Consider the following 25,105-nt stretch of genomic DNA (forward strand, 5'->3'; position numbering starts at 1 on the left):
TGTCATGGCATCGATCAGTTCACCTTCACAGAACGGCAAGGCCTACAACTACGTCGATCACTCCTATGATGTGATTGTCGTCGGCGCTGGTGGCGCGGGTCTTCGCGCGACGCTCGGCATGGCCGAACAGGGCTTCAAGACGGCCTGCATCACCAAAGTCTTCCCCACCCGCTCGCACACGGTTGCAGCGCAGGGCGGCATTGCCGCATCGCTGACCAACATGACGCCAGACTGCTGGCAGTGGCACCTTTACGATACCGTTAAGGGCTCCGACTGGCTGGGCGATGTTGACGCCATGCAGTATCTCGCCATGGAAGCGCCAAAGGCGGTCTATGAGCTGGAGCATTACGGCGTTCCCTTCTCGCGTAACGCGGAAGGCAAGATCTACCAGCGCCCCTTCGGCGGCCATATGCAGAATTACGGTGAAGGCCCGCCGGTTCAGCGCACCTGTGCTGCTGCCGACCGCACCGGTCACGCCATCCTGCACACGCTCTATGGCCAGTCGCTGCGCAACAACGCCGAATTCTTCATCGAATATTTCGCGCTCGACCTCATCATGTCGGATGACGGTAGCCGCTGCACGGGCGTCGTTGCCTGGAACCTCGATGACGGTACGATCCACCGCTTCTCCGCCAAGATGGTGGTGCTGGCGACGGGTGGGTACGGACGTGCCTATTTCTCCGCTACATCCGCGCACACCTGCACGGGCGATGGCGGCGGCATGATCGCACGCGCCGGGCTTCCGCTTCAGGATATGGAGTTCGTCCAGTTTCACCCCACCGGCATCTATGGTGCGGGCTGCCTGATTACCGAAGGCGCGCGCGGTGAAGGCGGATATCTCGTGAACTCCGAAGGCGAGCGCTTCATGGAGCGCTATGCGCCTTCCGCAAAGGACCTGGCTTCGCGTGACGTCGTTTCGCGCTGCATGACCATGGAAATCCGCGAGGGCCGTGGCGTTGGCAAGAACAAGGACCACATCTTCCTGCATCTGGATCACCTCGATCCGGCTATCCTTCATGAGCGTCTGCCGGGTATTTCCGAGAGCGCGAAGATCTTTGCAGGCGTTGACGTGACCCGCGAGCCTATCCCGGTTCTGCCGACCGTTCACTACAATATGGGTGGCATTCCGACCAACTATTGGGGCGAAGTGCTGAACGCCGACAGCGAAAATCCAGAGCGCATCATCCCCGGCCTGATGGCAGTGGGTGAGGCCGGTTGCGCCTCCGTCCATGGCGCGAACCGACTTGGCTCCAACTCGCTGATCGACCTCGTGGTCTTCGGGCGTGCCGCAGCCATTCGCGCAGCAGAAGTCATCGATCGCAACAGCTCGATCCCGGCTCTCAATGTCGCTGCCTGCGACAAGATCATGGATCGCTTCGACCGTCTGCGCAACGCCAATGGCAGCACGCCAACAGCCGTTCTTCGTGACAAGATGCAGCGCGCCATGCAGGACGATGCAGCGGTGTTCCGCACGCAGGAATCGCTGGAAAGCGGCTGCAAGCGCATCTCGGCCATCTGGAAGGAACTGCCAGACATCAAGGTCACCGACCGCTCGATGGTCTGGAATTCCGACCTTGTCGAGACGTTGGAACTTGAGAACCTGATGGCCAATGCCATCACGACCGTTTACGGGGCGGAAGCGCGCAAGGAAAGCCGCGGAAGCCACGCCCGCGAGGACTTTGTCGACGGCCCGTTCGGTGGCCGTGATGACGTCAACTGGCGCAAGCACACGCTGGCATGGGTAAATGAGCAGGGTGACGTCAAGCTTGACTATCGCCCAGTGCATACCGACCTGATCGCCGATGGCATTGATCTTCAGAAGATCGCGCCAAAAGCCCGCGTCTACTGATAGAGGATTTTGGACATGGTTGAACTGACTCTTCCCAAGAACTCTCAGATGACCGAAGGCAAGGTCTGGCCAAAGCCTGCGGGCGCGAAGAATGTTCGCGAATACCGTATCTACCGCTGGAACCCTGATGACGGTCAAAATCCGCGCATCGATACCTATTATATCGACGTGGATGATTGCGGCCCGATGGTTCTCGATGGCCTTTTGTACATCAAGAACAATATCGATCCGACCCTGACGCTCCGTCGCTCCTGTCGCGAAGGTATCTGTGGCTCCTGTGCCATGAATATCGACGGCACGAACACGCTCGCCTGCACCAAGGGCATGGAAGACATTAACGGCACGGTGAAGGTCTATCCTCTGCCGCATATGCCTGTGGTCAAGGACCTCGTTCCTGACCTTTCGAACTTCTACGCACAGCACCGTTCGATCGAGCCATGGCTGAAGACTGTCTCGCCAACTCCTGCCAAGGAGTGGAAGCAGAGCCACGACGATCGTATGAAGCTTGACGGTCTGTATGAGTGCATTCTGTGCGCCTGCTGCTCCACGTCCTGTCCGAGCTACTGGTGGAATGGTGACCGCTATCTTGGCCCGGCAGTCCTGCTGCAGGCCTATCGCTGGTTGATCGACAGCCGCGACGAAGCCACCGGCGAACGTCTGGACAATCTCGAGGATCCTTTCCGCCTTTATCGTTGCCACACCATCATGAACTGTGCACAGGCTTGCCCCAAGGGTCTGAATCCCGCCAAGGCCATTGCCGAAATCAAGAAGATGATGGTTGAGCGTCGCGTGTAAGCGGCACGCCATATTGACTTAATAGACAGGCCATGACGCATGTGAATGGCCTGTTCACCAGACAGAGGGCTGAAGATTTGCATAAAATTCGGCTGAAATCGTAATTATCGAAGCATCGGCTTGCCGTGACTAATTCTTTGGTAATAATTCAGCCGTTTTGTGTAGACATGTTCTTTCCGAAGCAGAGAATCGGGAGCTTGAGATGCAATTCAGATATGTGGTGACAGGCCTTGCGGTTGTGATGAGCCTCGCCGGTTGCCAGCGTACCTCTTATGACTACAACAACAGCCCGAGTGGCAATTCCGGCTACACGCCGCCCCTTCAGGCGCAGCCGGTGCCTTCCGTTCAGTCCGGTTCATTGCCGCCACCCGGTGGTTCCACGCAGTTCCCGACAGCTCCTGGCAATGCGGCCCCTGCTGGCACCAACGTCGCTTCCGCGGCACCTGCTGCCGCGATGGACGTGACGAAAGAAGCCATGGTTGGCAACTGGCGCGTTTCGAATGGCGGCGCAAGCTGTGACATGTTCCTGACCCTGACCAACCTCGGCAGCGGTTCGCGTGGCGGCACACGTGGCTGCGCAGGTGAGCTTTCGTCTATGGGCTCATGGGAAGTTTCCAACAAGATGGTGCTGTTCAAGAACAGAGCCGGTGACACGATCGGCCGTGTCTACAAGACTGGCGAGACCAAATATGATGGTACGACAAACAGTGGCCAGCCATTGACCCTCAGCCGATAATTCCATCCCTGCGGGCGCATCCGTGTGCCCGCACATAAGGCTCTTTCATGCAGCCATTGCCCGATTATAACCACAGCGTCGTAGAACAGCTCCAGGCATTGACCGCTTCTGGAGAGTTGAAGGCAGATGCTGCCCAGCTTGATGTCGCTCATAATCTCGACCGCATTCTAACCGACTTGAAGATCCGCAAGCCGGCGAGAAAGAAAAGCGCTCTCGGCTGGATGTTCGCCAAAAAGGCAGGGCCAGCTCCTTCGGTCAAAGGCCTCTATGTTCACGGTAGTGTCGGCCGTGGCAAGACGATGCTGATGGACATGTTCTTCAACATAGCCCCGGTGGAAAAGAAACGACGCTGCCATTTTCATGAATTCATGGCAGACGTCCATAATCGCGTTCATGCCCATCGCCAGAAGCTCAAGAATGGCGAAACCAAGCAGGCCGACCCCATTCCTCCCGTTGCGGCACAAATTCTGGAGGAAGCGGAGCTCCTCTGCTTCGATGAGTTTACGGTCACCGACATCGCTGACGCCATGATCCTGGCGCGTCTCTTCACTGAACTCTTCGCGCATGGATGCACGCTGGTGACGACGTCAAATGTCGTTCCGGACAATCTTTATAAGGACGGCCTCAATCGCGGGCTCTTTCTGCCATTTGTCGATCTGCTGAAAGGCCACGTCCAGGTCGTCACGCTCGATAGTCCAACGGATTATCGGATGGAGAAGATCAGAAGTCTGCCCGTATATGTTACGCCGCTTGGCGATGCAGCGGACGCAGCCATGGAAAGAGCCTGGCAGCAATTGGTGAACGGGCAGGCTGTAGCATCGACCGAGATACAAATGAAGGGACGGTCGATCCACGTTCCACGTTCGACCGGTCGCATCGCCCGGTTCTCGTTCTCCGACCTTTGCGAAAGGCCTCTCGGTGCTTCCGACTTTCTTGCGATCGCGGCTCGTTTCGACACGGTATTCATCGATCACATCCCCCTTCTCGACGCGAATAAACGCAATGAGACAAAACGTTTCATCATTCTGATCGACGCGCTCTATGACCACACGGTCCGCGTCATCGCATCGGCAGCAGCAATGCCGGAAGAGCTTTTGGTGACGCGTAAAGGCACCGAAGGTTTCGAATTCGACCGAACGGCGTCGCGACTTTTTGAAATGCGCAGTGCCGACTACCTCGCGCTCCACAACGAAAAACGTGAAGCAGCATGACAGAAACGTGTCTGAAATTCTTACGTTCACGTAAGAATTATTCCATCTAAACGATTGAAAATACTGAGCCTAAAAGAATCTGTTGCCAATTGGAGCCAATAAAGCTAAGTCGAGTGCGACAATTTAAAGCCGCCATACATTCGCGGCGAAATTGAATTGAAGCTCGAGAGGAAGCATTCGATGGCTCGCAAAAAGATTGCACTTATTGGTTCTGGCATGATCGGCGGTACGCTGGCGCATCTGGCCAGCCTGAAAGAACTGGGCGATATCGTCCTCTTCGACATCGCTGACGGCATCCCGCAGGGCAAGGGTCTGGATATTGCCCAGTCCGGCCCGGTCGAGGGCTTCAATGCAAAGCTCACCGGCGCATCCGACTACGCCGCAATTGAAGGCGCCGATGTCTGCATCGTGACCGCCGGTGTTGCCCGCAAGCCAGGCATGAGCCGCGACGATCTTCTCGGCATCAACCTCAAGGTCATGGAGCAGGTCGGCGCTGGCATCAAGAAATATGCCCCCAATGCTTTCGTGATCTGCATCACCAATCCGCTCGATGCGATGGTCTGGGCACTCCAGAAGTTCTCCGGCCTGCCGAAGAACAAGGTTGTCGGCATGGCTGGTGTTCTCGACAGCGCGCGCTTCCGCCTGTTCCTCTCGGAAGAGTTCAATGTTTCCGTTGAAGACGTAACAGCATTCGTTCTGGGCGGCCACGGCGACACGATGGTTCCGCTTGCCCGTTACTCCACGGTTGCCGGCGTGCCTTTGACCGACCTCGTCAAGATGGGTTGGCTCACTGCCGAGCGTCTGGAGGAAATTGTTCAGCGCACGCGTGATGGCGGCGCCGAAATCGTCGGTCTGCTCAAGACCGGTTCTGCCTATTACGCGCCTGCGGCTTCCGCAATCGAGATGGCTGAATCCTACCTCAAGGACAAGAAGCGCGTTCTGCCAGCTGCTGCCTATCTTTCCGGTCAGTACGGCGTCAACGACATGTATGTCGGCGTACCAACGATCATCGGTGCTGGCGGTATTGAACGCATCATCGAAATCGAACTGAACAAGGACGAGGAAGCTGCCTTCCAGAAGTCCGTCGGCGCCGTTGCGGGTCTTTGCGAAGCCTGCGTCAACATTGCTCCGTCGCTGAAGTAATTGCCGTTCAAGCTACAAACAGGGATTAATCCATGAATATTCATGAGTATCAGGCCAAGGCTCTCCTGAAGGGCTATGGTGCGCCGGTGGCCGAAGGGGTTGCTATCCTCAAGGTCGAAGAAGCCGAAGCGGCTGCAAAGCAGCTTCCCGGTCCGCTTTACGTGGTCAAGAGCCAGATCCATGCTGGCGGTCGCGGCAAGGGCAAGTTCAAGGAACTCGGCCCAGATGCGAAGGGCGGCGTTCGCCTGGCCAAGTCCATCGAGGAAGTCGTTTCCCACGCCAAGGATATGCTCGGCAACACGCTGGTCACAGCGCAGACCGGCGATGCCGGCAAGCAGGTCAACCGCCTCTACATCGAAGATGGTGCGGATATCGAGCGCGAACTCTATTGCTCGCTGCTGGTTGACCGTTCCGTTGGTCAGGTTGCATTCGTGGTTTCCACGGAAGGCGGCATGGATATCGAGGCCGTTGCGCATGACACGCCTGAAAAGATCCACACGATTGCGATCGAGCCGGAAGCTGGTGTGACGGCTGAGAATGTCGCTGCAATTTCGAAGGCACTCGAGCTTTCCAGCGCAGCAGCAGAAGACGCCAAGGCGCTCTTCCCTGCGCTCTACAAGGCCTTCGTCGAAAAGGACATGGCTCTTCTGGAAGTGAACCCGCTGATCGTCATGAAGGACGGTCACCTGCGCGTTCTCGACGCCAAGATGTCCTTCGATGGCAACGCGATCTTCCGCCATGACGACGTCAAGGCGCTGCGCGACGAGACCGAAGAAGATGCCAAGGAAATCGAAGCCTCCAAGTGGGACCTCGCCTATGTGGCGCTCGATGGCAACATCGGCTGCATGGTCAACGGTGCCGGTCTTGCCATGGCAACGATGGACATCATCAAGCTCTACGGCAAAGAGCCTGCAAACTTCTGCGACGTCGGCGGTGGCGCTGGCAAGGAAAAGGTTGCGGCTGCGTTTAAGATCATCACGGCTGACCCAAAGGTCGAGGGCATCCTCGTCAACATCTTCGGCGGCATCATGAAGTGCGACGTCATTGCTGAAGGCGTTATTGCCGCGGTGAAGGAAGTCGGCCTGAAGGTTCCTCTCGTCGTGCGCCTTGAAGGCACCAATGTCGAGCTGGGCAAGAAGCTTCTGAATGAATCGGGTCTTGCGATTACGGCTGCTGACGATCTGGACGATGCGGCCAAGAAGATCGTTGCGGCGATCAACGGCTAATTGAGGGACTGGAAATAATGTCTATTCTTGTAAACAAAGACACCAAGATCCTCGTTCAGGGTCTGACCGGCAAGACCGGTACCTTCCACACCGAACAGGCGCTTGCCTATTACGGCACGCAGATGGTCGGCGGTATCCATCCTTCCAAGGGCGGCACCAACTGGACGGGCTCCAAGGGCGAAACCCTGCCGATCTTCGCTTCGGTTGCTGAAGCCAAGGAAAAGACCGGCGCTGACGCATCGGTGATCTATGTTCCGCCAGCAGGCGCTGCAGATGCAATCATCGAAGCCATCGATGCGGAAATTCCGTTCATCACCTGCATCACCGAAGGCATTCCTGTCATGGACATGGTTCGCGTCAAGGCTCGCCTCGACCGCTCCAAGTCCCGCCTGCTTGGCCCTAACTGCCCGGGCATCATGACGCCGGAAGAATGCAAGATCGGCATTATGCCGGGCTCCATCTTCCGCAAGGGCTCCGTCGGTATTGTCTCGCGCTCCGGCACGCTTACATATGAAGCTGTGTTCCAGACATCGAACGAAGGTCTCGGCCAGACGACGGCTGTCGGCATCGGCGGCGACCCGGTCAAGGGCACCGAGTTCATCGACGTGCTGGAAATGTTCCTCGCGGATGAAGCGACGACATCGATCATCATGATCGGCGAAATCGGCGGCGCTGCAGAAGAAGATGCGGCACAGTTCCTGATCGACGAAGCCAAGAAGGGCCGTAAGAAGCCAATGGCTGGCTTTATTGCCGGTCGTACGGCTCCAAAGGGCCGCACCATGGGCCATGCTGGCGCTGTCGTTTCCGGCGGCAAGGGCGATGCGGAATCGAAGATCGCGGCCATGGAAGCAGCTGGTATCAAGGTTTCGCCATCCCCGGCTCGCCTTGGCAAGACGCTGGTCGAAGTCCTCAAGGGCTGAGATAACAAAGATTTGGCAGCGGGCAGGTGTCGGAAACGGCAGCCTGCCCGAAGCCGCAAGAAAAGAGACTGACGCTGCATCGGATAGAGACGCGGCGTGGACGAAAGCGGCAGGCCGGAAACGGTCATCAACGGGATTGAGGAGGCGGGCGAATACGTCCGCGAAAACACCATGGCAAGGCAAGACGCCAACGAGCAGTTTCAGATCACGTCGTTTCTAGACGGCGCGAATGCAGCCTATATCGAGCAGCTCTACGCCCGGTACGAGGAGGATCCGTCCTCCGTTTCTCCAGAGTGGCAGAGCTTTTTCAAAGGGCTTTCCGACAATCCCGACGACGTGAAGAAGGCCGCCAAGGGTGCTTCGTGGAAGCGCGCAAACTGGCCTATCGCGGCCAATGGCGACCTTATCTCGGCGCTAGACGGCAACTGGGCAACGGTTGAGAAAGCGATCGAAAAGAAGGTACAGGCCAAGGCCGAAGCCAAGGGCGCAGAAACCGGCAAGGGCGTCAGCGAAGCAGAAGTCTTGCAGGCCACGCGCGACAGCGTGCGCGCCATCATGATGATCCGCGCCTACCGTATGCGCGGTCACCTGCATGCAAAGCTCGATCCGCTCGGCATTGCCAGCGCGGTTGAGGATTATAACGAATTGTCGCCGAAGTCCTACGGCTTCGAAGAGAGCGATTACGACCGCAAGATTTTCATCGATAACGTTCTGGGTCTCGAATACGCGACCGTTCGTGAGATGATCGAAATTCTCGAGCGGACCTATTGCTCGACGCTCGGCGTCGAATTCATGCATATTTCGAGCCCGGAAGAAAAGGGCTGGATCCAGGAGCGCATCGAAGGCCCGGACAAGGGCGTTGCCTTCACAGCCGAAGGCAAGAAGGCCATCCTGTCCAAGCTGGTCGAAGCCGAAGGCTACGAGCAGTTCCTCGATGTTCGCTTCAAGGGCACGAAGCGTTTCGGCCTTGATGGCGGTGAATCGCTCATCCCGGCGCTGGAACAGATCATCAAGCGCGGCGGCCAGGACGGTCTGGAAGAAGTCGTTCTCGGCATGGCCCACCGTGGCCGTCTCAACGTTCTGACCAACGTCATGGGCAAGCCGCACCGCGCCGTGTTCCACGAGTTCAAGGGCGGTTCGTTCAAGCCCGACGACGTCGAAGGTTCCGGCGACGTGAAGTACCACCTCGGTGCGTCTTCCGACCGCGAATTCGATGGCAACAAGGTTCACCTGTCGCTGACGGCCAACCCTTCGCATCTTGAAATCGTCAACCCTGTCGTCATGGGCAAGGCTCGCGCCAAGCAGGACCAGCTTGCAAAGTCCTGGGACGGCGATACCATTCCTCTGTCCGAGCGCGCCAAGGTTCTGCCACTGCTGCTGCATGGCGATGCTGCCTTCGCAGGTCAGGGCGTGGTGGCCGAAATCCTCGGTCTGTCCGGCCTTCGCGGTCACCGCGTTGCCGGTACCATGCACTTCATCATCAACAACCAGATCGGCTTTACGACGAATCCGGGCTTCTCGCGCTCGTCGCCTTACCCATCCGACGTTGCCAAGATGATCGAAGCGCCGATCTTCCACGTCAATGGTGATGACCCGGAAGCGGTTGTTTACGCGGCGAAAGTTGCGACCGAATACCGCATGAAGTTCCACAAGCCTGTCGTCATCGACATGTTCTGCTACCGCCGCTTCGGCCACAATGAAGGCGATGAGCCGTCCTTCACGCAGCCGAAGATGTACAAGGTCATTCGCGCTCACAAGACGGTCGCGAATATCTATGCCGAGCGCCTGATTGCCGAAGGTCTGCTGACCGAAGGCGAATTCGAAAAGATGAAGGCCGATTGGCGCGCCAATCTGGAGCAGGAATTCGAAGCCGGTCAGAGCTACAAGCCGAACAAGGCCGACTGGCTCGACGGCCAGTGGTCCGGCCTGCGTGCCGCCGACAATGCCGATGAGCAGCGCCGTGGCAAGACCGGTGCTCCGATGAAGCAGTTGAAGGAAATCGGTCGCAAGCTGTCGACCATTCCTGAAGGTTTCAAGGCGCACAAGACCATTCAGCGCTTCATGGAAAACCGCGCCAACATGATCGAGACCGGTGAAGGTCTTGACTGGGCGATGGCGGAAGCCATGGCATTCGGTTCGCTCGTCGTTGACGGCCACAAGATCCGTCTGTCCGGTCAGGATTGCGAGCGTGGCACCTTCTCGCAGCGTCACTCGGTTCTCTACGATCAGGAGAGCGAAGAGCGGTACATTCCGCTGGCAAACCTTGCGCCAACGCAGGCTCGTTACGAAGTCATCAACTCGATGCTGTCTGAAGAAGCCGTCCTTGGTTTCGAATATGGCTACTCGCTGGCTCGTCCGAATGCGCTGACGCTTTGGGAAGCCCAGTTCGGTGACTTCGCCAACGGTGCGCAGGTCGTCTTCGACCAGTTCATCTCGTCTGGTGAACGCAAGTGGCTTCGCATGTCCGGTCTCGTCTGCCTTCTCCCGCATGGCTATGAAGGTCAGGGTCCGGAACACTCGTCTGCCCGTCTGGAACGCTGGTTGCAGATGTGCGCTGAAGACAACATGCAGGTCGCAAACGTGACCACGCCATCCAACTACTTCCACATCCTGCGCCGTCAGGTGAAGCGCGACTTCCGCAAGCCGCTGATCCTGATGACGCCGAAGTCCCTGCTGCGCCACAAGCGTGCGACGTCTTCGCTGACAGAGCTGGCTGGCGAGTCCTCGTTCCACCGCCTGCTGTGGGACGATGCTGAGGTCATCAAGGACGGCCCGATCAAGCTGCAGAAGGATTCCAAGATCCGTCGCGTCGTATTGTGCACCGGCAAGGTCTATTACGATCTTCTCGAAGAGCGCGAAAAGCGCGGCATCGACGACATCTACCTGCTGCGCATCGAGCAACTCTATCCGTTCCCGGCCAAGGCGCTCATCAACGAGCTGTCGCGCTTCCGCAATGCCGAGATGGTCTGGTGCCAGGAAGAGCCGAAGAACATGGGTGCGTGGTCGTTCATCGACCCTTATCTGGAATGGGTTCTCGCCCACATCGATGCCAAGTACCAGAAGGTCCGTTACACGGGTCGTCCGGCTGCTGCATCGCCAGCAACGGGCCTGATGTCCAAGCACCTCGCGCAGCTCGCGGCATTCCTGGAAGACGCGCTGGGAGAGTGAAAGCTCTCCCGCAGGCACCCTTGCAAAACAGATTTTTGATGAAACGGAACTAGATCATGGCCACTGAAATCCGCGTACCAACCCTCGGCGAGTCCGTCAGCGAAGCGACTGTCGGCACTTGGTTCAAAAAAGTTGGCGATACCGTCAAGGCTGATGAGCCGCTGGTAGAGCTGGAAACCGACAAGGTTACCGTTGAAGTTCCAGCGCCGGCTTCAGGCGTCCTTACAGAAATTGTTGCGCAGAACGGCGAGACCGTCGGTCTCGACGCGCTGCTCGGCCAGATCGCTGAGGGTGCAGCAGGCGCTGCTCCATCCGCACCTGCTGCTGCACCGGCAAAGGCTCCTGAAGCCGCACCGGCTGCTGCTGCACCTGCCGCTGTTTCTTCTGCACCAAGCTCCATGCCACCAGCACCTGCTGCTGGAAAGCTGCTGGCTGAAAACAATCTGTCGGCCGATCAGGTTGACGGTTCCGGCAAGCGTGGCCAGGTTCTGAAGGGTGACGTTCTGGCGGCTGTCGCCAAGGGAACGTCTGCTCCTGCCGCAGCACCTGCTGCCGTTTCCGCACCACGTCCGGCCTCTTCCGAGGGCGATGCTGTTCGCGAAGAGCGCGTGAAGATGACCCGCCTGCGCCAGACCATTGCGCGCCGCCTGAAGGACGCACAGAACACAGCCGCGATGCTGACCACTTACAATGAAGTGGACATGACTGCGGTCATGGAACTGCGCAATCGCTACAAGGACGTGTTCGAGAAGAAGCATGGCGTCAAGCTCGGCTTCATGGGCTTCTTCACCAAGGCTGTGACACATGCGCTGAAGGAACTGCCAGCGGTTAACGCCGAGATCGATGGCACCGACATCATCTACAAGAACTATTGTCACGTCGGCATGGCTGTCGGCACGGACAAGGGCCTCGTGGTTCCTGTTATCCGTGATGCCGATCAGCGCTCCATCGCTGGCGTTGAAAAGGAACTGGGTCGTCTTGCCAAGGCAGCACGCGATGGTTCGCTGGGCATGGCAGACATGCAGGGCGGCACCTTCACCATCACCAATGGCGGTGTCTACGGTTCACTGATGTCTTCGCCGATCCTGAATGCGCCTCAGTCCGGTATTCTTGGCATGCACAAGATCCAGGATCGTCCGGTTGCCATCGGCGGCCAGGTCGTGATCCGTCCGATGATGTATCTCGCGCTGTCCTACGATCACCGCATCGTTGACGGCAAGGAAGCCGTGACCTTCCTCGTCCGTGTCAAGGAAAGCCTTGAGGATCCAGAGCGTCTCGTTCTCGATCTCTGATCGAACTTGCTTTTTCGGTCAGCGGGGTTTCAAGTGAAATCCCGCTGAAATTGTCTCAGGAGCTTGCTCGTGCAACCCACTTTCCTCGCCGCATCACCGTTTCTACCCCTCATAGGGGTCAGTGTGCTCATTCTGATGGTGCACATCGCGCTGCAGGCCATGACGGCGACGAAAGAGTTGGGGAGCAGCTGGAATGCCGGTCCGCGTGACGACGGCAAAAAACCGCAGGGCAAGCTTGCTGGCCGTGCAGAGCGCGCAGTCTCGAATTTTCTCGAAACCTACGTTGCCTTCATCGCTCTCGCCTTTGGGGTCATCATGGCGGGCGATCCTGCAGGGATTGCTTTGATTGGCGCATGGATCTGGGTCATCTGCCGCATTGTCTACATCCCGCTCTATCTGATGGGCATTCCCTATGTCCGGTCACTGGTCTGGATCGGTTCCATGATCGGGCTTCTCCTCATGCTCTTCGTCTTGATGTTCTAGGGGAAAGATCGATGCACCAGTATCTCATCGAGCTTGCATCCCTGATGGCGATTTTCTCGTTTGCCATCGTGTCTCCCGGGGCCGACCTCGCCATGGTCATGCGTCAGGCCATGGTGAATGGGCGCAGAGCGGCGATCATCACCAGTTTCGGTGTGGGAACATCCCTGATGTTCCACGTCACCTATACGATCCTTGGGCTCGGGCTGGTCATTTCTCAGTCCATTTATCTTTTCAACATCGTAAAGTGGCTTGGCGTCGCCTATCTAATCTATATCGGCATCAAGGCTTTGCGCGCTGGCAAGATGGACATGCCGGAGGTCGATGCGGTCGATGTCGCCAAGCAGAAAAGACAATCGGGCCTCAAGGCCTTTACCCTTGGTTTTGCGGCCAATGCGCTCAATCCCAAGCCGGTGTTCTTCTTTCTGTCGATCTTCTCGACGGTGGTTCATGCGCATACGCCCGTTCCGATCAAGTTCGGCTACGGTTTCGTGATGGCAAGCTGCCTCATTCTCTGGTTTGTCGGTGTCAGCATGTTCATGACGACACCACGGATGCGCGCGGCTTTCGCCCGTGCCAGCCAGTGGATCGACCGCACGAGTGGCGTTGTGTTCATCGCCCTCGGAATCAAGCTTGCAACTGAAAAATCGGCCTGAATTTCAGGTCAAACGAAAGAAAGGGCGGCGGTCGCCGTCCACAATCTATCAGGAACAAAGACATGGCATATGATGTAGTTGTGATCGGCACAGGCCCGGGCGGATATGTTTGCGCAGTCAAGGCAGCGCAGTTGGGGCTTAAGGTCGCTGTTGTCGAAAAGCGTGCGACCTATGGCGGCACCTGCCTCAACGTCGGCTGCATTCCCTCCAAGGCACTGCTGCACGCGTCGGAAGTTTTTGCCCACGTGGCCCACGGCGTCGATAGCCTTGGCATCGAGGTCGCAGCTCCTAAACTGAACCTTGAAAAGATGATGGCGCACAAGGACGGCGTCGTGAAGGCCAATGTCGATGGCGTATCCTTCCTGTTCAAGAAGAACAAGATCGATACATTCCAGGGCCTCGGCAAGGTCGTTTCTGCCGGCAAGGTCTCCGTGACCAATGATGCGGGCGAGGTTCAGGAAATCGAGACCAAGAACATCGTCATCGCGACGGGTTCTGATGTCGCGGGCATTCCGGGTGTACAGGTCGAAATCGATGAGCAGGTTATCGTGTCCTCGACGGGCGGCATTGCCCTGTCGAAGGTTCCGGAAAAGATGATCGTTGTTGGTGGCGGCGTCATCGGTCTCGAACTCGGTTCCGTTTGGTCACGGCTTGGCGCGAAGGTCACCGTCGTCGAATATCTCGACAACATTCTTGGCGGCATGGACGGCGAATTGTCCAAGCAGGCCCAGCGCCTGTTTGCCAAGCAGGGCATGGACTTCAAGATGGGCGCCAAGGTTACCGCTGTTGAGAAGTCAGGCGATGGTGCCAAGGTGGTGTTTGAGCCGGTCAAGGGTGGCGCTGCTGAGACGCTGGAAGCCAATGTCGTGCTGATCTCGACCGGTCGCAAGCCATACACTGAAGGTCTTGGTCTGGCAGAGGCCGGCGTGGTGCTGGATAGCCGCGGTCGCGTTGAAATCGATGGTCACTACAAGACGAATGTCGCAGGAATCTATGCCATCGGTGACGTGGTCAAGGGTCCGATGCTTGCTCATAAGGCCGAAGACGAAGGTGTGGCACTTGCGGAAATCCTTGCCGGTCAGCATGGCCACGTGAACTATGATGTCATCCCGGGCGTCGTCTATACCCAGCCGGAAGTCGCGTCGGTCGGCAAGACCGAAGAGGAATTGAAAGCCGCAGGCATCGCCTACAAGGTCGGCAAATTCCCCTTCACGGCCAATGGCCGCGCCCGCGCCATGCAGGTTACCGATGGTTTCGTGAAGATCCTTGCTGACAAGGAAACGGATCGCGTTCTGGGTGGACACATCATCGGTTTCGGCGCTGGCGAACTGATCCAGGAAATTTCGGTCCTGATGGAGTTTGGCGGTTCGTCGGAAGATCTGGGCCGCACCTGCCACGCGCACCCGACCATGTCGGAAGCGGTCAAGGAAGCTGCCCTCGCAACCTTCTTCAAGCCGATCCACATGTAATCGGCCGGGCCGCGAGCGGCTCCATCATTATATTTTGGTAAGGCAAAAGCCGCAGCTTGATTGAAGCTGCGGCTTTTATCATGATGCCTGGACGCTTCTGAGGGGTTAAGGGCATGGCTGCTGCGTCACGAACTGGCTACACGTTTCCACAAAAGACGCTTCACTGGCTGATGGCGCTGGCGATCTTTTTCAATCTCCTGTTTGCGGATGGCATGGAGCAGTGGAACAGGCTGGTCCGGCGGGGCGAACCCGTAACCGCTGCCGACATTTCCTCGGCGAATATCCATGCCTATGTCGGCATCGCCATTCTGCTGCTTTGTCTTGTGAGACTGGTTTTACGCTTGGTACAAGGTGTACCCGAGGCGCCTGCCAACGAGCCGAAACTGGCAAAATTGGCAGCCAAAATTGCGCATTGGGCGTTCTACGCGCTGTTCGCCGTCATGCCGCTTGCTGGGATCGGAAAATACTACTTCGGCAACGAAGTGGCTGGCGATCTGCATGGCGGCCCGCTCAAACTACTCCTGTGGGTGTTGATCGTCGTTCACATTACGGCGGTGCTCGTCCACCAGCTCTACTGGCGGACGAACCTTATCAAGCGGATGACCTGAGCATCCTTCCGCTTGGCCTTGACGCAGTCTTTAGCTCCGGATGGCGTGGAGGTACTGGAAGTGCCTGTCATATTGGAGCAGGACGTCCTGGATCAACTCCTCCTTGGTGAAGCCCATGACGTCGTAGTCCTGCCCACCGTCCGACAGAAAGACTTCGGCGCGGTAGTAATGGTCGGCGGTCTTGCGGTTTGACTGGCTCTCGAAGAAACTGTAGCCGGGTGTTTCATAGCGGCGCATGCGGATGCCATAGATGAATTCCTCCGCCTCGCCCGGTGTTACGACCAGCTTCAGCCTGTCCGCCTGATGATCGAACTTTGAGGTGAGCGCACGTTTCTCCAGCTCAAGCGCGACGGCCTCAAGGGCAGGCGTTGCGACGTCGTGGAGAAAACGCTCCGTTTCGGCCTTTCCGGGATGGTTCAAGATGCCCTGCAACTGACGCTGCCAGCTGGCCGACTGGCGTGGTCTCAGGCTTTGTACCAGTGCGTTCTGCCGCAAGCCCTCGCGCTGCAGTCCCTTCCAGAGGCCCCAGCACATCAGAAGCATGACAAAGGTGAAGGGCAGGGCACCGGCAATGGATGCGGTCTGCAAGGCATCCAAGCCGCCTGTCGACAGCAATATCGCTCCGATTATCCCAGAGACGATTGCCCAGAAGACACGGCGTGCCGTCGGGCCATCCTCACGCCCGCCTGATGTCAGCGTATCGATGACCAGTGCAGAGGAGTCCGCGCCTGTGACGAAGAAAAACACGATCAATGCCATCGCAAACCACGACACATAGACACCGAGCGGGAACTGCTCAAGAAACACGAACAGTGCAAGGGTTACGTCATTTGCCACGGCTTCTGAAACGGCAGTCGTCGCGCCTGTCAGATGCATGGAAAGCGCCGTGTCGCCGAAGACAGTCATCCATGCAAAGCTGAAACCAGCGGGTACGAGCAACACGCCTGCAATGAATTCACGTATCGTCCGTCCGCGCGAGATGCGGGCAATGAACATGCCGACGAAGGGCGACCAGGCGATCCACCAGCCCCAATAGAACAGCGTCCAGTCACCCAGCCAGTCACTCGGGCCTTTATCGGGGGCATAGGCGTACATGTAGAAAGTACGCAGGACGAAGTGGTCCAGATAGGCTCCCAGATTCTGGACGAATGCGCGCAACAGGAAGGTCGTCGGCCCCATCACGAAGACGAACAGCATGAGGGCAACGGCCATCATCATGTTCAGATTGGACAGGAACTTGATGCCCTTATCGAGACCGGTTGCGACAGAGACGGTCGCCATGCCGGTAATGATGACAATCAGCGGCAACTGTATCCAGAAGCTGATTGGCCAGCCAAGCACGTGGTTGAAGCCTGCATTGACCTGCAGAACACCCAATCCGAGCGATGTCGCGACACCGAAGAGAGTACCGATAACGGCGAAGATATCGACGGCGTTGCCGATGGGACCGTAAATGCGATCACCGATCAGGGGGTAGAGCGCCGAGCGCATGGTTAGGGGCAGACCGTGACGGAATGAAAAATAGGCAAGTGAAAGACCGATGACGGCATAGACGGCCCAGGCGTGGAGTCCCCAATGGAAATAGCTGATTTCCATGGCGGTGCGGGCGGCATCGATGGTGGCGGGGTCTCCCACCGGGGGTGCCGTGAAATGTTTGACCGGTTCCGCCACGCCAAAGAAGACAAGGCCAATGCCCATGCCTGCCGCAAAGAGCATCGAGAACCATGCACCATAGCTGTAATCCGGCTCGGAGTGATTCGGCCCCAGCTTGATCCTGCCGTGGCTGGAGAAGCCCAGGTAAAGCATGAAGATCAGAAAGACAGCCACTGACAAAAGGTAGATCCAGCCAAGCTCCGTCACGATCCATGACTGCATGGCGCTGAAGACGGCGGCAGAACCCTGGGGCGCAATCACGCCAGCGATCACGAAGACCAGCGTCAGACCGACTGACCAGATGAAGACGGGCTTGTTAACCCCCTCTGTCAGACCCACACGCTTCGGTTCACTTGGTTCGTGTGCCATCTCTTTTCCCCTCGAAAACAGGTTTCCAGGCCGCTGTCGCAGCCTTGATGCGAGGAAATAATGAATTGCGCGCGATATGGTTGCACCAAAGGTGCCGATTTTGAACTTAAGAAAATGCTAAATTTACAGTGGCTTACCACTCGTTGACAGCGGTCAGCGTGAAGCCGCTTTTACGCAGGAGTTCGATGACCCCTACCTCACCGGGAAGATGCAGGGCGCCGACTGCCATGAACACATTGCCCTTTTCGAGATGTGGTGTAGCGCCCTTAGCCATGACGTAATTGCGATCATCGATAACGCGCTGTTCAAATGCTGCATAGCCTTCATCCGAACTCTCGCTGGCATCGAGATGCTTCATCATGGGCATGATCATTCCGACCTGTCCATCCTGATAGAGTTCGATCATCGTCGTCATCATGTCATCCATTCGCGCGCCAAGCCGAAGCATTTCGACCAATGACTGGACATGGAAGGACATTGGAAGTTCCGACAGGGCCGTAATCTGCCCAAGAAGCGTCTCGAGGCCCACGAGTTTCTTGCCCTGAGCGACGGCATCTTTTGCAAGCTTCATGTCCAGAAAGCTGGCACCGCTGGCTTTGCGGGCGTATTCGCAGGCCGGGAGTGCGACGAAGCTGGACAGGATCCAGGGTTTCATCTTCGCAACGGCGGCGAGGGGAATGCCGCGCTCCTTCAGGCCACGTTCAAGCGTTGCTGCATCTTCTTTCGACAGCATGTCGGTCATGGATGTCCCGTCGAGAAACATCATGAGTTCGGGCTTTGCGAGAAGTGCTGCCGCAGCCTGCTTCTCATCGGTGATCTCATCGGATTCCACGATGACGGTCGTCGCTTTCGCGAAGGCTTCGGGCGCGCCCTGCGGCATTTCAAGCACGCGCGGGTCGGACAGATGCATTGTTCCCAGAAGCCACGACGGCTCGACCCCGTCTTTTTCGATCTTCCAGAAGGTGCCTTGACCATTCGGTATCTTCGCAGCCTCTTCGACAATTGCGTCGTAGCCTGCCTTGTCCGACTGCTGCATGTCCACCAGCAGATTTTTCCCCGGGCAGGCTGTTTCCTGCGTAGCGGCATTCGCATCCGTGAGTGACAGAAGGGTCGCCAGCAGAACGGCAAGCGCCGCCAGGTGCATGGAGGCGAACAGCCACAAAAGCGCATTTCCCATGCGGCCCATCAATAAGGACGTCAGGCTCTGAGGCTTGGAAATAACAATCATCGAATCACCCCCTGTCATTTGCGATTGCTTATAGGGCGGCGGATTTGCATGGACGGTTAACGCGTTTGGTTAGCAAACAGTAAACGCTTGCGTCTTTTTAATCCTGTTGGGTATGACATCCTTCGTTTCAGGCGCGAGGATGCGCCTTGTCGTAGATTTCCAGCAATCTGGCGGTGTCGACGCCGGTATAGATTTGCGTCGTCGACAGGCTGGAATGACCCAGCAACTCCTGAATTGTGCGCAAGTCACCGCCGCCCGCCAGAAGATGCGTGGCAAAGGAATGGCGCAGTGCGTGCGGTGTCGCATTCTCCGGCAGGCCGAAGGCGCCCCGCATCTTCTGCATTTCACGCTGAATGATTGCCGGCTGCAGAGGCCCGCCACGCGCACCGAGGAAAAGCGGCTCGTCTTGTGCCAGATGGTATGGGCAAAGCTTGCGGTAGGCCTCGACTGCTTCCAGCACGACGGGGAGCAGCGGCACGACGCGCATCTTGTTTCCCTTGCCGGTGACCCGAAGGCTTCGCGTCCCGGCGGTCAGGTCGGATGCCGTCAGACCGAGGGCTTCGGAAATGCGCAACCCGCAACCATACAGCAGCGCAAGCACCGCCGCATTGCGTGCGGCGATCCACGGTTCGTCTGAAAGCTGCCCCTCGGCAGTGGTGATTGTCAGCGCCTGCCGGTCGGTCAGCGGTTTGGGCAGGGACTTTGGCTGTTTGGGAGAGCGCATGGCCGTTGCGCCTGCCGCATTGACCAGCCCCTTTTTTTCCAGGTAACGAAGAAAGGAACGCAGGCCAGCGAGGTGCCGCCCAAGTGAACGCGCACCGGTTCCCTCCTTGCGCCGAAACGCCAGAAAAGAGCGCAGATCGACGGGCCGAAGCTTTCCGATATCGGTCAGGCGAGTGGAATGCCCGAGGTGACCTGTCATGAACATGAGGAATTGCCGCGTATCGCGCTCATAGGCCTCCACGGTGTTTCCGGCCAATCGCCGTTCGCCCTCAAGCGAAGCCAACCATGATTGGCGCAGCGCAAGAAGCTCAGTATCGGCAAAGGTCAGAATGTCCTGCAAGTCGCTGTTTCCCGTCGTTTCATACGACAATACGCTGCCGCCCTCAGCATTTGGTTAAACTTTTCATGATGTGCGGCCATGGCGCCTAGCTGAAGAGGCCTGACACGCCCAAAAATGATTCCGATCCCGGATGTGATGCGCTAAAGGTTCCCTTTCCTATCCGTAGAGGGCATTGTCGCCTGCATCATGGCAAAAGATTCGACCGATCTGTTTGGCGCGCTGTTCGATCAACGCAAGCCTTCTCCGTCTGACCCTGTTTCGGCTGTGCCCGTGCTGGTGCCGTTGCCCGCGCCGGGGCCCTATAGCTATGCGGTGCCGGAAGGAATGATTGTCGAGCCCGGTTCCATCGTGCAGGTGCCGCTGGGCCCCAGACAGGTCATTGGCGTTGTCTGGGATGAGAGCGATGGTGCGCCTGTCGATCCCAAGAAATTGCGACCGATCACCAAAGCCTTCGACTGCCCGCCCATGCGCACGGAAATGCGCCGTTTCATCGATTGGGTCGCTGCCTATACCCTGTCAGCACCGGGTCTGGTGGCGCGCATGGCCTTGCGCGCACCGGCTGCCTTTGATCCTGAACCGATGATCGAAGGCCTGCGCCTGACAGAGGCTCGCCCGGAACGGTCGACCCCGGCGCGTGCGCGCGTGCTGGAGCTTGCCGCTGAGGGGCACGCTTGGACCAAGAGCGGCCTTGCCAATGCGGCGGGCGTTTCCGCAAGCGTCATTGATGGCCTTGCGAAGCAGGGGGTGTTTGAAACCGTCTTCCTGCCAGCGCCGCCAGTCGTTGCGGAGCCTGATCCGGACTATACCGCACCCCGACTTGAAGGTCCGCAAAAGCAGGCTGCATCGGAAATCCTCGAAGACGTGGTGAAAGGCAGCTTCGCCGTCTCCCTTATTGATGGGGTGACGGGATCTGGAAAAACCGAGGTCTATTTCGAGGCCGTTGCCGAAACCCTGCGGCAGGGAAAGCAGGTCCTTATCCTGTTGCCGGAAATTGCCCTGACGGCCTCGTTTCTTGAACGCTTTCAGGATCGCTTCGGCTCCAAGCCGGCAGAATGGCACTCGGACCTGTCACCGCGTATGCGGGAAAGGGTATGGCGTCAGGCGGTCACCGGAGAGGTCCGGGTTGTGGCTGGTGCGCGCTCCGCCCTGTTCCTGCCGTTCGACAATCTGGGCCTCATCATTGTCGATGAAGAACATGACCCTGCCTACAAGCAGGAAGATCGCGTCTATTACAATGCGCGCGACATGGCCGTGGTGCGCGCCCGTATCGCGGATTTCCCGGTGGTGCTCGTGTCGGCCACGCCATCCGTCGAAAGCCAGGTCAACGGCACGTCAGGCCGCTACAATACGATTCATCTGCACACGCGCTTCGGTGATGCGGCGATGCCGGATCTGCATCTTGTGGATATGCGTCGCCATCCGCCGGAGCGAGGTGGTTTCCTGTCGCCTGTTTTGCTCCGCGGCATTGCAAAGACACTGGAGAAGGGCGAGCAGTCGCTGCTGTTTCTGAACAGGCGCGGTTATGCACCGCTTACCCTGTGCAGGGTTTGCGGTCACCGCTTCCAGTGTCCGCAATGCTCAAGCTGGCTGGTGGAGCACCGTTTCCGCAGCCAGTTGCAGTGCCACCAGTGTGGCCACAGCCAGCCGACGCCCGATCATTGCCCGGAATGCGGAACTTTCGATCATCTGGCTGCTTGCGGCCCCGGCGTCGAGCGGATTGCAGAAGAGGTCGAGAAGCACTTCCCGGAGGCGCGGACAATCGTGCTGTCGTCCGATCTCATGGGCGTCAAGCGCTTGAGACTGGAACTGGAAGCAATTGTCAAAGGCGAGGCGGATATCGTGATCGGCACGCAGCTTGTTGCCAAAGGCCATAATTTTCCGCTGATGACGCTGGTTGGCATTGTCGATGCCGATATCGGTCTTGCAAATGGTGATCCGCGCGCGGCGGAACGGACATTCCAGCTCCTGTCCCAGGTGACCGGTCGCGCTGGTCGCACGGGTCGCAAGAGCCACGGGCTGCTGCAGACTTACCAGCCCCAGCATCCCGTTATGCAGGCCATTGTTTCAGGAGATGCGGCCGCATTTTACGAGCGTGAGGTGATTGAGAGAGAAAAGGCGCTGCTGCCACCCTTTGGCCGTCTGGCCTCGGTTATCGTTTCTGCAGATACCCGGGCCGAGGCCGAAGCCCATGCCCGCGGCTTGCGTGCATCGGCACCCCCTGCCTCCGGCATCATGCTGCTTGGACCGGCGGAAGCACCGCTTGCGCTGATCCGCGGACGCTACCGTTTTCGTTTGCTCGTTCACGGCAAGCGCAATTCCGACATGCAATCCTTCATGCGGGCCATGCTCGGTAACGGGCCGAAGGAGCGAGGATCGATCCACGTTCAGGTGGATATCGACCCACAAAGTTTTCTCTGAGCTTCTTTCGATGGCGCAGTCTTCGTGCCATAAGGCGGCCACGAGAATATTGATTTGAGGGACATCATGGAGTTCTATTTTCCGGTGGAGTTCGGCGAACAGCTCGCCTTTTTCGCCGCAGCCCTTTCCGCTGTCATCGGCCTTGTCATCATGTTTGCACCGGCGCTCATCTTCCGGTTGTTTGGCCTTCAGGTCACGGCAGAGCGCCGCGACGGCCTCGTCCTGCTTCGATCTTCCGTGGCAGCATTCTATCTCGGGTTTGGCGCAACGGCGATGCTGCTCGCCCAGCCCATGGTTTACCTCGCATTCGGGGCTTCATTCGCCCTTGCTGTCTTCGGTGCTGTGCTCTCAATCCTGTCGGACGGTGGAGCAACACTGCGAAATTGCCTACTCCTGGTTGTTCACGCCATTCTCGCGGCCTTGCCGCTCGGCTACGTATTCGGAATGGTCTAAAGCGGCGGTTTTGACATTTCTGCCGCAGTTATCGCTCCCAAGGGCATGATGTCGGAAAATTTAACGCCATCCCTCTTGCCCAAACGACACTTTCCGTTACTACGCGTGTTGCGAGTCCCGGCTTCCTATGCTAGACGGACCGCGAAATCGAGATAAGGCAGGGGGGAATTCCGGCCTTTTTCGGGGAAATTGAAACGATTTCAAGAATTTGGTGGAGCTGGTCCTCAGCTTGGCCTTCTTGGACGATTAGCAGGGAAAAAGTGCCCGTGGCAGATACCTCCCATGGAACATCCGGTGTAGCGGAAAGGTATGCGTCGTCGCTTTTCGAGCTTGCTCTGGAAGCGGGTGTGATTGAAGCGGTCGGTGCTGACCTCGACAAGTTTCAGGCTATGCTGGATGACAGCGATGACCTGAAGCGTCTGGTTGCGAGCCCGGTCTTTTCTTCGGAAGATCAGTCGAAGGCCATCTCAGCCATTTCTGCAAAGGCCGGTATCTCCGGTCTTGCGGCAAATTTTCTGAAGGTCGTCGCAGGCAATCGTCGTCTGTTTGCCGTTCCCGGCATGATCGTTGCTTATCGTGAAATCGCTGCCGCTCATCGCGGTGAGATTACTGCCGAAGTGACTTCGGCACATGCGCTGGATGAGGCGCAGGAAACTGAACTGAAGGCGGCGCTGAAGAGCGTGACTGGCAAGGATGTGAAGGTCGTATTGACCGTCGATCCATCCATTCTTGGCGGTCTCATCGTCAAGGTTGGCTCACGCCAGACCGATACGTCTCTTCGCACCAAACTTTCCACCCTTAAGCTTGCACTGAAAGAGGTTGGCTGATGGATATCCGCGCCGCGGAAATTTCCGCAATTCTAAAAGACCAGATCAAAAATTTCGGCAACGAGGCAGAAGTCTCGGAAGTCGGCCAGGTGCTTTCCGTCGGTGACGGTATCGCCCGCGTTTACGGCCTCGACAATGTTCAGGCTGGTGAAATGGTCGAATTCCCAGGCGGCATTCGCGGCATGGCACTCAACCTCGAAAACGACAACGTCGGTGTTGTTATTTTCGGTTCCGACCGTGACATCAAGGAAGGCGACACCGTCAAGCGGACTGGCGCTATCGTTGACGTTCCTGTCGGTCCAGAGCTTCTCGGCCGTGTTGTCGACGCTCTCGGCAACCCGATCGATGGCAAGGGTCCCATCAACGCCACGCGTCGTTCGCGCGTTGACGTAAAGGCTCCAGGCATCATTCCGCGCAAGTCGGTTCATGAGCCAATGTCGACAGGCCTCAAGGCTATCGACGCTCTTATCCCTGTCGGCCGTGGCCAGCGCGAGCTTGTCATTGGTGACCGTCAGACCGGCAAGACCGCCATCATTCTCGATACGATCCTCAACCAGAAGGCCATTCACGACAATGGCCCTGACAGCGAAAAGCTGTACTGCGTCTACGTGGCCATCGGTCAGAAGCGTTCGACGGTTGCCCAGTTCGTGAAGGTTCTGGAAGAGCGTGGCGCTCTGCAGTACTCCATCATCGTCGCCGCAACCGCGTCCGATCCTGCTCCTATGCAGTATCTGGCTCCGTTCGCCGGTTGTGCGATGGGTGAATACTTCCGTGACAACGGCCAGCACGCGCTGATCGGTTACGACGACCTTTCCAAGCAGGCTGTTGCCTACCGTCAGATGTCGCTCCTTCTGCGTCGTCCTCCGGGCCGCGAAGCCTATCCTGGTGACGTTTTCTACCTCCACTCCCGTCTTCTCGAGCGCGCTGCAAAGCTCTCCGACGAAAACGGCGCTGGCTCGCTGACGGCTCTGCCGGTCATCGAAACACAGGGTAACGACGTTTCCGCGTTCATTCCGACCAACGTGATCTCTATCACCGACGGCCAGATCTTCCTTGAAACCGACCTGTTCTACCAGGGTATCCGTCCGGCTGTTAACGTCGGTCTGTCGGTGTCTCGCGTTGGTTCTGCTGCGCAGATCAAGGCCATGAAGCAGGTTGCCGGGTCGATCAAGGGTGAGCTTGCCCAGTATCGCGAAATGGCAGCGTTTGCCCAGTTCGGTTCCGACCTCGATGCATCTACCCAGCGTTTGCTGAACCGTGGTGCGCGTCTGACCGAACTGCTCAAGCAGCCACAGTTCTCTCCGCTCAAGACGGAAGAACAGGTTGCCGTGATCTTCGCCGGTGTTAACGGTTACCTCGACAAGGTTGCTGTTGCCGATATCGGCAAGTTCGAGCAGGGTCTGCTGTCCTACCTCCGTTCGGAAGGCAAGGACATTCTCGACACCATCCGCACGGAAAAGGCTGTTAGCGATGACACCAAGAGCAAGCTGAAGACCGCTCTTGAAAACTTCGCCAAGTCTTTCTCCTGATTAGCCTCGTGA

General features: G+C 57.8%; 20 protein-coding genes. 17 read left to right on the forward strand and 3 right to left on the reverse strand.

The genetic code is table 11. From position 1 onward, the window contains the following. The first annotated feature begins 4 nt into the window (after positions 1-4). The 13 genes from sdhA (at position 5) to QRN85_RS20125 (ending at position 15,553) form a co-directional block, all read left to right on the forward strand. Positions 5-1,849: a succinate dehydrogenase flavoprotein subunit gene (sdhA, locus tag QRN85_RS20065; protein ID WP_062590312.1), complete on the forward strand. Its 1,845-nt coding sequence runs from the start codon at positions 5-7 to the stop codon at positions 1,847-1,849. Between the two features lie 15 nt (positions 1,850-1,864). Continuing rightward, entirely contained in the window at positions 1,865-2,644 is a 780-nt protein-coding gene (locus tag QRN85_RS20070) for a succinate dehydrogenase iron-sulfur subunit (protein WP_062590315.1), read from the forward strand. 202 nt (positions 2,645-2,846) lie between these two features. Next, entirely contained in the window at positions 2,847-3,380 is a 534-nt protein-coding gene (locus QRN85_RS20075; protein ID WP_062590316.1) for a protease inhibitor Inh/omp19 family protein, read from the forward strand. A gap of 47 nt (positions 3,381-3,427) precedes the next feature. After that, positions 3,428-4,591, forward strand: a complete 1,164-nt coding sequence (gene zapE / locus QRN85_RS20080; RefSeq protein WP_284759872.1) for a cell division protein ZapE — start codon at positions 3,428-3,430, stop codon at positions 4,589-4,591. Between the two features lie 180 nt (positions 4,592-4,771). Further along, positions 4,772-5,734 carry a malate dehydrogenase gene (gene mdh / locus QRN85_RS20085; protein ID WP_062590318.1) on the forward strand — a complete coding sequence of 321 codons (963 nt, stop codon included), beginning with the start codon at positions 4,772-4,774 and terminating at the stop codon, positions 5,732-5,734. A 32-nt stretch (positions 5,735-5,766) separates the two neighbouring features. Beyond that, positions 5,767-6,960 carry an ADP-forming succinate--CoA ligase subunit beta gene (sucC, locus tag QRN85_RS20090; RefSeq protein WP_062590319.1) on the forward strand — a complete coding sequence of 398 codons (1,194 nt, stop codon included), beginning with the start codon at positions 5,767-5,769 and terminating at the stop codon, positions 6,958-6,960. 17 nt (positions 6,961-6,977) lie between these two features. Further along, positions 6,978-7,880, forward strand: a complete 903-nt coding sequence (sucD, locus tag QRN85_RS20095; protein ID WP_062590320.1) for a succinate--CoA ligase subunit alpha — start codon at positions 6,978-6,980, stop codon at positions 7,878-7,880. 171 nt (positions 7,881-8,051) lie between these two features. Beyond that, positions 8,052-11,048, forward strand: coding sequence for a 2-oxoglutarate dehydrogenase E1 component (locus QRN85_RS20100; RefSeq protein ID WP_284759919.1), 2,997 nt, complete (start codon positions 8,052-8,054; stop codon positions 11,046-11,048). Between the two features lie 56 nt (positions 11,049-11,104). Next, complete coding sequence (odhB, locus tag QRN85_RS20105; protein WP_112961015.1) at positions 11,105-12,340, forward strand: 2-oxoglutarate dehydrogenase complex dihydrolipoyllysine-residue succinyltransferase; 1,236 nt, start codon at positions 11,105-11,107, stop codon at positions 12,338-12,340. Positions 12,341-12,409: 69 nt separating this feature from the next. Next, on the forward strand, positions 12,410-12,823 hold the full coding sequence (locus QRN85_RS20110; RefSeq protein ID WP_062590450.1) for an MAPEG family protein: 414 nt from the start codon (positions 12,410-12,412) through the stop codon (positions 12,821-12,823). Between the two features lie 11 nt (positions 12,824-12,834). Next, the gene (locus QRN85_RS20115) at positions 12,835-13,476 is read left to right on the forward strand and encodes a LysE family translocator (protein WP_112961013.1); all 642 of its coding nucleotides are present in this window, start codon (positions 12,835-12,837) and stop codon (positions 13,474-13,476) included. A gap of 62 nt (positions 13,477-13,538) precedes the next feature. After that, on the forward strand, positions 13,539-14,945 hold the full coding sequence (lpdA, locus tag QRN85_RS20120; RefSeq protein ID WP_284759873.1) for a dihydrolipoyl dehydrogenase: 1,407 nt from the start codon (positions 13,539-13,541) through the stop codon (positions 14,943-14,945). 113 nt (positions 14,946-15,058) lie between these two features. After that, positions 15,059-15,553 carry a cytochrome b gene (locus QRN85_RS20125; RefSeq protein ID WP_284759874.1) on the forward strand — a complete coding sequence of 165 codons (495 nt, stop codon included), beginning with the start codon at positions 15,059-15,061 and terminating at the stop codon, positions 15,551-15,553. 30 nt (positions 15,554-15,583) lie between these two features. Here the strand turns inward: QRN85_RS20125 and QRN85_RS20130 are convergent, their stop codons facing one another. From QRN85_RS20130 to QRN85_RS20140, 3 genes are all read right to left on the reverse strand, one after another. Beyond that, entirely contained in the window at positions 15,584-17,575 is a 1,992-nt protein-coding gene (locus QRN85_RS20130) for a BCCT family transporter (protein WP_062590325.1), read from the reverse strand. Positions 17,576-17,708: 133 nt separating this feature from the next. Further along, positions 17,709-18,803, reverse strand: a complete 1,095-nt coding sequence (locus QRN85_RS20135) for a TraB/GumN family protein (RefSeq protein ID WP_284759875.1) — start codon at positions 18,801-18,803, stop codon at positions 17,709-17,711. A gap of 127 nt (positions 18,804-18,930) precedes the next feature. Further along, the gene (locus QRN85_RS20140; RefSeq protein WP_284759876.1) at positions 18,931-19,866 is read right to left on the reverse strand and encodes a tyrosine recombinase XerC; all 936 of its coding nucleotides are present in this window, start codon (positions 19,864-19,866) and stop codon (positions 18,931-18,933) included. 186 nt (positions 19,867-20,052) lie between these two features. Here QRN85_RS20140 and QRN85_RS20145 point away from each other — a divergent pair, with 186 nt between their 5' ends. The 4 genes from QRN85_RS20145 to atpA all read left to right on the forward strand — a co-directional run bounded on the left by QRN85_RS20145 (position 20,053) and on the right by atpA (position 25,093). Further along, the gene (locus QRN85_RS20145) at positions 20,053-22,284 is read left to right on the forward strand and encodes a primosomal protein N' (RefSeq protein ID WP_284759877.1); all 2,232 of its coding nucleotides are present in this window, start codon (positions 20,053-20,055) and stop codon (positions 22,282-22,284) included. Positions 22,285-22,350: 66 nt separating this feature from the next. Beyond that, positions 22,351-22,737, forward strand: coding sequence for an AGROH133_08824 family phage infection protein (locus tag QRN85_RS20150; RefSeq protein ID WP_284759878.1), 387 nt, complete (start codon positions 22,351-22,353; stop codon positions 22,735-22,737). A gap of 260 nt (positions 22,738-22,997) precedes the next feature. Continuing rightward, positions 22,998-23,564: a F0F1 ATP synthase subunit delta gene (locus QRN85_RS20155; protein WP_200939120.1), complete on the forward strand. Its 567-nt coding sequence runs from the start codon at positions 22,998-23,000 to the stop codon at positions 23,562-23,564. Further along, a complete protein-coding gene (gene atpA, locus QRN85_RS20160) occupies positions 23,564-25,093 on the forward strand; it encodes a F0F1 ATP synthase subunit alpha (protein WP_062590333.1) in 1,530 nt (509 codons plus the stop codon). The genes QRN85_RS20155 and atpA overlap by 1 nt, the downstream gene beginning before the upstream one ends. Positions 25,094-25,105 lie beyond the last annotated feature (12 nt).

It is taken from the genome of Agrobacterium sp. fls2-241-TYG-188a (assembly GCF_030209845.1).